This window comes from Blastococcus sp. MG754426 (assembly GCF_021699055.1).
Taxonomy (GTDB): domain Bacteria; phylum Actinomycetota; class Actinomycetes; order Mycobacteriales; family Geodermatophilaceae; genus Blastococcus.
In genome coordinates this window covers 20186-30540 of sequence record NZ_SSXC01000051.1, presented here as the reverse complement: position 1 = coordinate 30540, position 10355 = coordinate 20186, and the positions used below count along the sequence as shown (strand labels likewise).

The window sequence follows — 10355 nt, the reverse complement described above, 5'->3', positions numbered from 1 at the left end:
TCGTGACCACTCCCGTGGCCCATGCCCTCGTGACCACTCCCGTGGCCCATGCCCTCGTGACCACTCCCGTGGCCCATGCCCTCGTGACCACTCCCGTGGTCCATGCCCTCGTGACCGGCCCCGTGATCTACACCCTCGCCCTCCTCGTCCTCACGACCGGCGTCGTCGTCCATGCCCGCGCGGCCACCGCCGTGGTCCATGCCCTCGTCGTCGGCGGTGCCCATGCCCTCGTCGTCAGCGTCTTCGTCCTCGTTCTTGGCGAGCAACGAGGCCGGCGACGACCGGTCGTCTCCTCTTGCTCCTGATCCGGGCCGCCGGACCAGCGCCGCTCGGCCCTCGTCCAGAGCGACGGCGACGTCTCTGGCGCGCTGGACGTCCACCCGGTGCCGAGGCTCGGGAACCTGACTCCACAGCACGTCGACGGCTTCTCCTAGCTCCGGGCCCGGCTCACCAAGGACGACCAGCAGATCGGTGTCCGCGGGTGACACGGCGCGCCGCCAGCCGCGCCGGTCCAACTCGGCCTCGACGGACCACCGGAACGTCGTAGCGCCGGGGACATCGACGAGTAGCACCCGGGGCCTCGTCAGCGCCCAGTTCCGCAGGCGGGCTATCAGGTCCATCGCAGCGCACCCTCACGCCAGACGTACATGACCCCAACGAGCAGGACGGCGAGGAAGCCGAACATCTCCACGACGGCCTGGACGCCCATGTCCGCCACGACGACGGCCCACGGATACATGAAGATCATTTCCATGTCGAACGCTAGGAACAGGATCGTCACCGCGTACCAGCGGGCGTGGTAGCGCGAGACCGCGTGCTGCTGCGGCAGCATGCCGGACTCGAAGGGCAGGACATGGGCCGGCTCGCGGACCGGCGCCAGCGCCAGCGATGACGCATAGAGGGCGGCAACGAGGACGCACGCCAGCGACACGAGGAGGAGCACAGCGACCATCGTCGAATCCCCTCACGTCGGGGTTGCGGGTGGCAGGGATGGCCCCTGATAGGTCATCCGCACGGTCGCACGGATGAGGCCGCATCGCACGGGGAAAGCTAGCCCGCGTGTGACCGGCGCGACACATTTCTCGCGTTCGGAACGCCGACAGCGGTGGATATGTGATGCCACTGGAGCGGGCGAGAACCATCAGGGCAGGACCCGCATGAGCGTCACACCGCCTGCGCGTCGACGGTCCTGAGGTCGCCCTCGACCTCCTCACGTCGGAGGCCCAGTCGCATGCACTGGGCTCCCTGTCCGCAGTGGGTTGCCGGCTAGGGGCAAGCGCCGGAACCTGGGATGACCGGCAGCGACGACCGTGCCGGGACCGTGACGGTGCGGCCGCGGGGCCACCGGTTTATCCGTACGACTGTCCGGGCATGCGCGCCGTGCGGGGTGTGCCGCCGTGCCGCCCGTGCTCGTGACCGGAGAGGTTGCTCGAGGCCGAGCGACGACGTCCGGCCGAGAGCCTGTGCTACCGGTCGAGCAGTAGCCAGGGTGGGCACGGGAGTGCGGGCCGGTGACCTTCCCCGCGACCCGGCGAGAGAAAGGACCCATCATGGCGATCAAGAAGGCCGACGACGCGACGCAGCAGGGTCACGGCGACGAGCAGTCGCACGAGGCCAAGATGACCAGGAACATGTACCTGCGCTTCGGCGCCATGATCCTCACGGCCATGGTCGTCATGTACTGGGTCATGTTCATGAGCACCTGGGAGTGGAGCCACGTCCAGTTCAGCGAGAGCCGGGTGTTCATGGCGCTCGCCATGGGCGGCACCATGGGTCTGGTCATGCTGGCCTGGATGCTCAACATGTACAAGAACACGAAGGCCAACATCGCCATCGTCGCGGCGAGCCTCGTGCTCCTGGGCGGCGGCATCGCCCTCGACCGCAGCCAGACCACCGTGGACGACGGGGACTGGATGCAGGCGATGATTCCGCACCATTCGATGGCGATCACCCGCTCCGAGCGCGCCGACATCGACGACGTCCGCGTGTGCCAGCTCGCCGTCGACATCATCGTCGCCCAGGAGAAGGAGATCGCCGAGATGGAGTGGCTCATCGAGGACATCGAGGAGAACGGCGAGGCCGAGACCGTCGAGCAGGCCAACGATCGGCCCGTCCCGGAGTTCGAGGGCTCGGCGCTGCGCGACTGCCCCACGGACTGACCCCCGTTCTCGCCGGCAGTTCCGGGGCCGGGCGGCGCCAGCTGTGGCCCCGGCACTGCCCGGCCCCGCTCATCGCCGTCACTCCGGGAGCGAGGCACCCCTCCGCTGGGTGAATCGTGCCGCACCCTCCGGCCGGTGGCCGATCCCGGCACCACCATCGGCGGAGGTCGAGGCCAGGGGCTGGAACCGGCGCAGCCGCAGGCTGTTGGACACCACGAACACCGACGAGAAGGCCATGGCCGCTCCGGCGATCAGCGGGTTGAGCAGCCCGGCGGCGGCCAGGGGCAGTGCGGCCACGTTGTACGCGAAGGCCCAGAAGAGGTTCCCCTTGATGGTGCCCAGCGTCCTGCGCGAGAGCCGGATGGCGTCGGCGGCCGCCCGGAGATCCCCGCGCACCAGGGTCAGGTCACTGGCCTCGATGGCGACGTCGGTACCGGTGCCCATGGCCAGTCCCAGGTCGGCCTGGGCCAGGGCCGCCGCGTCGTTGACGCCGTCCCCCACCATCGCGACGACCTTGCCGTCGCCCTGCAGCCGCTTGACGACGTCGACCTTGTCCTGCGGCAGGACCTCGGCGATCACCTCGTCGATGCCCACCTGCGCCGCGACCGAGCGGGCGACGGTCTCGTTGTCGCCGGTCAGCAGGACGGGGGTGAGCCCGAGGTCGCGGAGCTGGCGGATCGCCTCCGCGGAGGTGTCCTTCACGGCGTCGGCGACCACGAGCACACCGCGGGCGGCGCCGTCCCAGCCGACGGCGACCGCGGTGCGGCCCTCGGCCTCCGCGGCGTCCTTGGCGCGCGCGAGCTCGGCCGGCAGCTGCTGCGACCACTCGGCCAGCAGCCGGGGCCGCCCGACCAGGACCGCGTGGCCCTCCACCACGCCTTGGACCCCGAGACCCTCGAGGTTCGTGAAGCCCTCGACCGGCGGCAGCGTGCCGATCCGCTCGGTGGCGGCCCGGGCGATCGCCTGGGCGATGGGGTGCTCGGAGGCGTCCTCCAGCGCACCGGCGAGCCGCAGGACCTCCTCGGCCTGCTCTCCGGGGGCGGGGACGACGTCGAGGAGCGTCATCCGGCCGGTGGTCACGGTCCCCGTCTTGTCTAGGACAACCGTGTCCACGACCCGGGTCGACTCCAGCACCTCCGGACCCTTGATCAGGATCCCGAGCTGGGCGCCCCGGCCGGTGCCCACCATGAGGGCGGTCGGTGTGGCCAGCCCCAGGGCGCAGGGGCAGGCGATGATCAGGACGGCGACGGTGGCGGTGAAGGCGACGGACAGCCCTGCGCCGGTGCCGATCCAGAAGCCGAGGGTGGCCGCGGCCAGCGCGATGACGATAGGCACGAAGATGCCCGAGATCCGGTCGGCCAGGCGCTGCACCTCGGCCTTGCCGTTCTGGGCCTCCTCCACCAGCCGTGCCATCTGGACCAGCTGGGTGTCCGAGCCGATGCGGGTGGCCCGGACGACGATCCGGCCGCCGGCGTTGACGGTGGCGCCCACGACGGCGTCCCCCGGCCCGACCTCGACCGGCACCGACTCGCCGGTCAGCATCGAGGCGTCGACGGCGGAGGAGCCCTCGGTGATGACGCCGTCGGTCGCGATCTTCTCCCCGGGACGGACGACGAAGAGGTCTCCGACGGCGAGCCGGTCCACCGGGATCCGCTCCTCACGGCCTCCGCGCAGCACCGAGACCTCCTTGGCGCCGAGCTCCAGCAGGGCGCGGAGCGCGGCGCCGGCCCGGCGCTTGGACCGCGCCTCGAAGTAGCGGCCGGCGAGGATGGCGGTGGTCACCCCGGCGGCCACCTCGAGGTAGATGTTGGCCGCACCGTCAGTTGGCTCGATGGTGAACTCGAAGGGGTGGGTCATGCCCGGTTCGCCGGCGGTGCCGAGGAACAGGGCGTACAGCGACCAGGCGAAGGCCGCCAGCGTCCCCATGGAGACCAGCGTGTCCATCGTGGCGGCACCGTGTCGCAGGTTGGTCCAGGCAGCCCGGTGGAACGGCCACGCCCCCCACACGACGACCGGTGCGGCCAGCGTCAGGGAGAGCCACTGCCAGTACGTGAACTGCAGGGCCGGGACCATCGCCAGCGCGATCACCGGGACGGTGAGGGCCGTGGACACCAGGACTCGTTGGCGCAGCAGAAGGACCCCGTCCTCCTCACCGCTTGCGAGCTCGGGGCGGTCCTCGGGCCGGGGCCCGGAGGCGGGCGGCTCCGGCAGCCGGGCGCTGTAGCCGGCCTTCTCCACGGCAGCGAGAAGATCCTCGGGGGTCACTCCGTCGCCGTAGGTGACCTTGGCCTTCTCCGTCGCGTAGTTGACGGTCGCGGTCACACCGTCGAGCTTGTTGAGTCGCTTCTCGATCCGCATGGCGCACGACGCGCAGGTCATGCCCTGGATGGCCAGCTCGACCTGCTCGCCGTCCGCAGGGATCTGCGGCGTCGTGTCGTTCATCGCGGCGCTCATGGTTCTCCTGTCAGGGAGTTGCTGCTGAAGACGAGGACCGCGGACCCGGGGCGGCAACCGGTGGCCGCCCACCCCGGGCCGGGTCCTCAGTGGTTCGTCTCGCCGTGGCTGTCCGTCTCGGTGTGGACGTCCGTCTGCGCCGGTGACTCGACCCGCTCACCGGCCGGACCCACCGGCCCGACGGCGCTGCCGAGGCCGATCGCAGCGACGAAGACGACGGCGAGGCCGACGAGGTAGGCGCCGACCTTGGCGGAGGTCGTCATGTCGGCCCCTCCCTCACCATGTGCGACCCCCGGGCCGGCCGGCGGCGGTCGGCGGATCACTTGCAGCCGCAACCGCAACCCGACGCCCGGCCACCGGCCGACGCGGCGGGTGCGGCCACCTCGTAACCGGCCTCCTCCACGGCGGCCCGGACGGCCCCGTCATCGACGCCTGCTTCGCTGCGGACGGTGAGACCACCGGTGGCCAGGTCGACGTCGACCCCGGTCACGCCGGGCACCTGGCTGACCTCCTCGGTCACCGAGCTCACGCAGTGGCCGCAGGTCATGCCGACGACGGTGTAGGTAGCGGTGCTCATGAGGTGTACTCCGTTCTTCGTAGTGTTGGGTTGCGGTTGTCCGTGACGGGCGGGAGACCCGGGAGCTCACGCCAGAGCAGTCCGGTCAGGACCGGACGAGGCGCGCGATGGCTTCGGACGCCTCGCGCACCTTCGCGTCGGCCTCGGGACCACCGGTGGCGGCCGCCTCGACGACACAGTGGCTCATGTGCTCCTCGAGGAGCCCCAAGGCCACCGACTGCAACGCTCTGGTCATGGCCGAGACCTGGGTGAGGATGTCGATGCAGTACTTCTCGTCCTCCACCATCCGCTGCAGCCCGCGGGCCTGGCCCTCGATCCGCCGCAAGCGCTTGAGGTAGTCGCCCTTGCGGTTGATGTAGCCGTGCCCACTGACCTGGTCCGTCGACGTCACGCCGCCTCCCTCCGTCGCACCCCTTCAACAAAGGTACCCCGCCGGGGTATTCCTCTCCCCTGACTTAGCGGCTCCGCGGCACATCGTGGACCTGGTGGGACTACCCGACGGAGGAGGCGTTATCCGTACGGACGCGCGGGTATGGCCGCGGGCGCCGGTGCCCGACGGCGGGCGGTCCGCCACGCCGGCACAGGGAGGAGCCATCGTGAGCGTTGCGAGTCAGATGCTCGAGACCTACCCCAAGGACCTGGGCGGGGTGGACCGCCAGAAGCTGCAGGAGTGCATCGAGGCCTGCTTCGAATGCGCCCAGGCCTGTACGGCGTGCGCCGATGCCTGTCTCAGTGAGGACATGGTCGCCGAACTGACCAAGTGCATCCGTAGCAACCTGGACTGCGCCGACGTCTGCGACACGACCGGCCGCGTCCTCTCCCGGCACACCGGCTACGACGCGAACGTCACCCGTGCTGTGCTCGAGGCGTGTGCGGCAGCGTGCAAGGCCTGCGGCGACGAGTGCGCCGAGCACGCAGAGATGCACGAGCACTGCCGGGTGTGCGCCGAATCGTGCCGGCGCTGTGAAGCAGCCTGCCGGGACTTGCTCAGCTCCCTCGGCTGACGCAGCACCTGCTCGTCGTCCGTGCCCGGGGCCGAGGAGAGCACCCCCAGGGCCGGGCGGCGAGCAGGGGCCTCCCGGGCCGGCCTGTCACCGGTCGTCGTCTGGCTCCTCCGGCGCCCGCTGGGCGAGCTCGATGAGCCGTCGCAGGCAGTGCTCCCGCAGAGGATCGGGAAAGCCTTCGGCCAGTCGGTAGTACAGGACCCGACCCTCCCTGCGGTAGGTCACGAGGCCGGCGGTCCGGAGGACGCGCAAGCCGTAGCTGGCCGCGTCCTCGTTCACATCGAGCGCCATCGCCAGGTCCCCGACGCACATCTCCGAGACCACGTCGAGCGCGTACAGCAGGCGAGAACGCGTGGGGTCGGCCATCAGGCTCAGGATGCTGGTCAGCTGAGCTGCTTCGTCCCGGGACGGCAACCGCCGGCGCGCGGCCTCGACCCGCTCGGGGTCCACGGGGTGGGGATGAGGCCCGTCGGTGACGTCCGCCTCTGAACTCGAGACCATGGACGGCGACATAGCCACGTGCGGGTGTGATCATGCACCTTTCGCGGTGGGCGGTCGGTTTCTCCCGAGCATCACCGACCGCGGCGTTGGCTTCAGGACACCCGGTAGCCGTGGTCGTCCGAGTAGCGCTGGAGAGTCGCCGCGAGATCCCCGGAGGCGGGCAGGAACTGCTGGGTGAGCAGGTACGCATAGTCCTCGACGGCTCCTCTCAGGATGGTGCCGGACAGCCGGACGTCGTCGCGACCAGAGGAAGCGGCGCGGTCCGCCAGCTCACGCGCGTACGGCAGCTGCGCGGGCAGGGACGCCACGTCGTCGGCCTCGCGGAAGTAGTACGTCTCGGCGTACTGGGTGAGGTCCACACGGACCTGGACCAGCTCGCCGGCCAGCGTCTCCAGCAGCGTGGCCGCCGCAGAGGAGTCCATCGCAGACAGGGCCTGGGCGGCCTCGGCCTTGCGGAGCAGGGACAGGCGGATCGCCAGCGTCCGGCGGCGGGCCAGAGCCGGATAGATCTGCAGGATCCAGGTCACCGCAGCGGTCAGCAGTGAGAAGCCGATGAGGGCCTCCAGCGGCGAGGCCAGCCGCAGCCAGGCATAAGCCGGCACGATGTCGCCGTAGCCGAGTGTTGCCACCGTGACCAGGGACAGGTACAGCGAGTCCAGGATGTCGCTTCGCTCGGACGGTTGCAGGCTCGAGCCGAAGGAGAATCCGTCGGACATGTGGGGCCAGTACACCAAGGTCCAGCCGGCGAGGATGATGGTGATCCACGTCAGGATCACGCACAGGATCGCGAAGGGACCGACCACCGAGCTCTGTCGCCGGCGGCTCTTGATGACGCGGGACCCCCGCCAGACCAGCTGGATGACCAGCCGGCTGAGCGACCCTTGCCCACTGGGGTGCCAGATGGTGTGGAACATGTCCCGCAGCACGAACAGCACCAGCACTGCACCTGCGGCCGTCACCAGCCAGTCCATCAAGATCCTCTCTGCCGCCTGAGGCTTCCGGCCGCACCTGCTGCGCCCCGCACCCGTTCGCGGCCCTGCCGTGCGGATCGCCGCTCTAATTGGCGCGAGCGATGGCCGTACGGATCTACGGATGATGCCGGTACCCGCGGGCTAGTGCGTCGAACACTCGGCGAGCAGGGACGACATTCACCGGGCGCCCGCCAGACGCCAGAGGCACCCGGCTGGCGGGGTGCGGTTAGCCCCGACCTCACCGCACCCCACGTGCGATGGATCAGCCGCCGATCTCGGTGAGCAGCTGCTGCATCTCCGGGTCTGGATTTCGCTGATGAGCCGAGCCAGCTCGATCCTCGCGTACACCCAGCCCTGCGCGGGCCGAGGCGCCGTGCTCGCCGCCGCCTACCGCCGGGTGCTGCGTATCCCCTTCGTCCTGGTCGCCCTCGGCGCCCGCCGCGCCCTGACCCTCTCCGGCTTCGCCCGCCGGCACGCGCCCACCGCCACGCGGGTCGGTGGCGCACTGCTCATCGCCCTGGGGACTCTGCTGGTCACTGGGGACTGCCGGAAGGGTCGCCTAACCGTCCGGGTCCACGGCTTCATCACTGTGCACGACGGTGGTCCCGGTCTCGACGCCCGCTTCCTCGAGCCGCCACATGAGGTGCCCGACCTGCCGCTGGAGCCGCCGCCACTCGTCGTCAGGGTGGGTGGCGCCCTCATCGACCTGGCGGTGTTGTGTGAACGCTTGCAGGTAAGCCTTCAGCCCTGCCCTGAGCATCATCAGGTCGTGTCCCGACAGCTCCACGCTGTGAATGGCGTTGGGGTTCACACCTTGACCGTAGGGGTCAAGTGGGCTGGTCCATCACACCCTCACCGCAAGGGGAGTGCGCCTCTGACAGCGGCAACGGTCGAGGGCGGCGGATCGTCGCAGCCTGTCCTGGTGGGGAGATGGGCCCCTCCGCCGGCAGTGCACCCGGCAGGCATCGAGAAGGCCGTGCCGCCCCGTAGGGATCCGCAAGCCACGGACGCCCACGGGCGGGAATGGTCCCGGCCCCAGGTCGACGGTCGTCATCGGCCGAGCGACAAGCTGCGGCAGCCAGCGGCGGGAGGAGCCGATCACACAGGTGAGCGGTCGCTGACTGACCACATCAATCGGAGCCCGCTGCGTCGGCTCACCGACGGATGCCCTGGGAGGCTGGAGCTGGAGGGTGACAGGCACCTGGTGCTGCCGGTCAGTGACCGGCAGCACCAGGCTGGATGTCAGCCGCCGAGCTCGCTGAGAAGGGCCTCCATCTCGGCGATCTCCTGCATCTGCGTCTCGCTGATCAGCTGGGCCAGCTCGAGCGCTTCAGTGTTCCGTCCATCTTCGAGCTCGGTCTGTGCCATCTCCACAGCACCCCTGTGGTGCTCGATCATGGACTGCAGCCACATCCGGTCGAATTCGGGACCCGCGGCGGGCATCTCTTTCATGTCCATGCCGCCCATGTCGTCGGAGCCGTGGTCCATGCCGCCCATGCCATTGGACTCCAGCGGCTCCCCCCATTCCTCGAGCCACCCGGTCAACAGATCGATCTCCGGGTCCTGCCCGGCCTCGATGCGGTCGGCTAAGTCGACGACCCGGGGATCAGTGGCTCGCTCGGCAGCGACCTCTGACATGGTGAGCGCCCCCTCGTGGTGCGGGATCATGCCCTGCGCGAAGGCGACGTCAGCATCGTTGAACTTTGCTTCCTCAGTCGCAGGACTCTCCGCCGCCGAGCTGCTGCCGGCGGAGGAGCCACCGGAGCTGTCCGAGCAGCCGGTCAGGATGATCGTCCCGGCGATGAGTCCGCCGGTGAGCCGGACGAGTCGTGCAGTGGTGCGGGTCATTGCAGTCTCCTGTTGGTTGCGGTGTAGGCGTGCCGTTTGATCCCTCCGACGCCTTGGTCGGCGGGGTCCAGATCGGTCGGCCTAGATCCGCAGAAGACACAGCGACGCAAGTTCCGGTGGTCGTGGAGGCCTGAACCAGCCCATCGACAGTCGTCGCCCGCGTTCGACGGCCCACCGGACCGACGAGGCACCGCGCCGAAGTCGACTCGTTGCCCGGAGAGCGACGATCCCGGCCAGAAGGATCGCGAGACACAGGGACCACGTGTGGTCAGTGAGACCATGGTCTGGTGCGTCACCCGGCGTCGGAATCCCGGCTACTGCCGCCACATGCTCGATGGGGGCGGCCACGGGCGGACCGCTGAGCAAAGAATCTGAGCTGAACGCGGTCGACGCTGCGGATGGGTGACCGATCCAGTGGTCGGCGCCCGCCGTGGCGCTGTCCCTGCCCCCCGGCTCGTTGAGGACGTACTGGGCGCCGTGCATCGACAGGACACCGGCGAACAACAACAGGATCCACAGCTTGCGCACTGGCACGATCACCCCCTTCACGAACCGATCTCAGGGTACTGGCCCACGTAGTAGCAAGCCGCCAAGACAAACCGACGGCGCCTGGGGCTGCCGGAGATGCCATCCGGAGAGTTCGCGATGTTCGGCGGGACGACCTGCCGACGGAGGAGATGATCCCAACCCTGATGCGGGTCGCCCAAGTGTTCACCGGCCGAGTCGCAGCGTCGTTCAGCAGCGATGCTTCGTGGAGTTCAAGTCGGTGCAGTACTGGGAGCACTATTGGTGTCGGAGCTCACCGAAGTTGACCTGACCGTGCCGGGGCACTCCCACGGTC

General features: G+C 69.7%; 13 protein-coding genes. 2 read left to right on the top strand and 11 right to left on the bottom strand.

Annotated features, from left to right (window positions below; translation table 11 throughout):
* Together E9549_RS15745 and E9549_RS15740 are read right to left on the bottom strand one after the other, a co-directional pair.
* Positions 1-620 (bottom strand): hypothetical protein (locus E9549_RS15745; RefSeq protein ID WP_236827485.1); only part of this gene is annotated, 620 nt, incomplete at its 3' end.
* Positions 611-952 (bottom strand): NADH-quinone oxidoreductase subunit A, encoded by a 342-nt coding sequence (locus E9549_RS15740; protein ID WP_113801682.1) that lies wholly within the window; start codon positions 950-952, stop codon positions 611-613. The genes E9549_RS15740 and E9549_RS15745, both read right to left, overlap by 10 nt.
* Before the next feature lie 598 nt (positions 953-1550).
* Here E9549_RS15740 and E9549_RS15735 point away from each other — a divergent pair.
* Positions 1551-2159: a DUF305 domain-containing protein gene (locus E9549_RS15735; RefSeq protein ID WP_113801681.1), complete on the top strand. Its 609-nt coding sequence runs from the start codon at positions 1551-1553 to the stop codon at positions 2157-2159.
* A 78-nt stretch (positions 2160-2237) separates the two neighbouring features.
* On the opposite strand, the gene E9549_RS15730 is transcribed toward E9549_RS15735, so the two are convergent.
* The 4 genes from E9549_RS15730 to E9549_RS15715 form a co-directional block, all read right to left on the bottom strand.
* On the bottom strand, positions 2238-4613 hold the full coding sequence (locus E9549_RS15730) for a cation-translocating P-type ATPase (protein ID WP_113801680.1): 2376 nt from the start codon (positions 4611-4613) through the stop codon (positions 2238-2240).
* An 86-nt stretch (positions 4614-4699) separates the two neighbouring features.
* The gene (locus tag E9549_RS15725) at positions 4700-4876 is read right to left on the bottom strand and encodes a hypothetical protein (RefSeq protein ID WP_166509680.1); all 177 of its coding nucleotides are present in this window, start codon (positions 4874-4876) and stop codon (positions 4700-4702) included.
* Positions 4877-4932: 56 nt separating this feature from the next.
* Positions 4933-5190, bottom strand: coding sequence for a heavy-metal-associated domain-containing protein (locus tag E9549_RS15720; RefSeq protein ID WP_113801679.1), 258 nt, complete (start codon positions 5188-5190; stop codon positions 4933-4935).
* Positions 5191-5275: 85 nt separating this feature from the next.
* Positions 5276-5581, bottom strand: coding sequence for a metal-sensitive transcriptional regulator (locus tag E9549_RS15715; protein WP_113801678.1), 306 nt, complete (start codon positions 5579-5581; stop codon positions 5276-5278).
* Positions 5582-5786: 205 nt separating this feature from the next.
* On the opposite strand from E9549_RS15715, the gene E9549_RS15710 reads away from it, so the two are divergent.
* Positions 5787-6194 carry a four-helix bundle copper-binding protein gene (locus tag E9549_RS15710; RefSeq protein WP_113801677.1) on the top strand — a complete coding sequence of 136 codons (408 nt, stop codon included), beginning with the start codon at positions 5787-5789 and terminating at the stop codon, positions 6192-6194.
* A gap of 87 nt (positions 6195-6281) precedes the next feature.
* On the opposite strand, the gene E9549_RS15705 is transcribed toward E9549_RS15710, so the two are convergent.
* The 5 genes from E9549_RS15705 to E9549_RS24510 form a co-directional block, all read right to left on the bottom strand.
* A complete protein-coding gene (locus E9549_RS15705; protein ID WP_236827483.1) occupies positions 6282-6644 on the bottom strand; it encodes a helix-turn-helix transcriptional regulator in 363 nt (120 codons plus the stop codon).
* 143 nt (positions 6645-6787) lie between these two features.
* Positions 6788-7666 (bottom strand): potassium channel family protein, encoded by an 879-nt coding sequence (locus E9549_RS15700; RefSeq protein ID WP_113801676.1) that lies wholly within the window; start codon positions 7664-7666, stop codon positions 6788-6790.
* Positions 7667-8225: 559 nt separating this feature from the next.
* Positions 8226-8477 (bottom strand): hypothetical protein, encoded by a 252-nt coding sequence (locus tag E9549_RS15695; protein ID WP_113801675.1) that lies wholly within the window; start codon positions 8475-8477, stop codon positions 8226-8228.
* A gap of 431 nt (positions 8478-8908) precedes the next feature.
* Positions 8909-9514 carry a DUF305 domain-containing protein gene (locus tag E9549_RS15690; protein WP_113801674.1) on the bottom strand — a complete coding sequence of 202 codons (606 nt, stop codon included), beginning with the start codon at positions 9512-9514 and terminating at the stop codon, positions 8909-8911.
* 81 nt (positions 9515-9595) lie between these two features.
* A complete protein-coding gene (locus tag E9549_RS24510; protein ID WP_369832236.1) occupies positions 9596-10042 on the bottom strand; it encodes a DUF6153 family protein in 447 nt (148 codons plus the stop codon).
* Positions 10043-10355 lie beyond the last annotated feature (313 nt).

Coding starts and splice junctions, on each gene's coding strand:
- E9549_RS15740 (WP_113801682.1), bottom strand. CDS start 952: ATGGTCGCTGTGCTCCTCCTCGTGTCGCTGGCGTGCGTCCTCGTTGCC.
- E9549_RS15735 (WP_113801681.1), top strand. CDS start 1,551: ATGGCGATCAAGAAGGCCGACGACGCGACGCAGCAGGGTCACGGCGAC.
- E9549_RS15730 (WP_113801680.1), bottom strand. CDS start 4,613: ATGAGCGCCGCGATGAACGACACGACGCCGCAGATCCCTGCGGACGGC.
- E9549_RS15725 (WP_166509680.1), bottom strand. CDS start 4,876: ATGACGACCTCCGCCAAGGTCGGCGCCTACCTCGTCGGCCTCGCCGTC.
- E9549_RS15720 (WP_113801679.1), bottom strand. CDS start 5,190: ATGAGCACCGCTACCTACACCGTCGTCGGCATGACCTGCGGCCACTGC.
- E9549_RS15700 (WP_113801676.1), bottom strand. CDS start 7,666: ATGGACTGGCTGGTGACGGCCGCAGGTGCAGTGCTGGTGCTGTTCGTG.
- E9549_RS15690 (WP_113801674.1), bottom strand. CDS start 9,514: ATGACCCGCACCACTGCACGACTCGTCCGGCTCACCGGCGGACTCATC.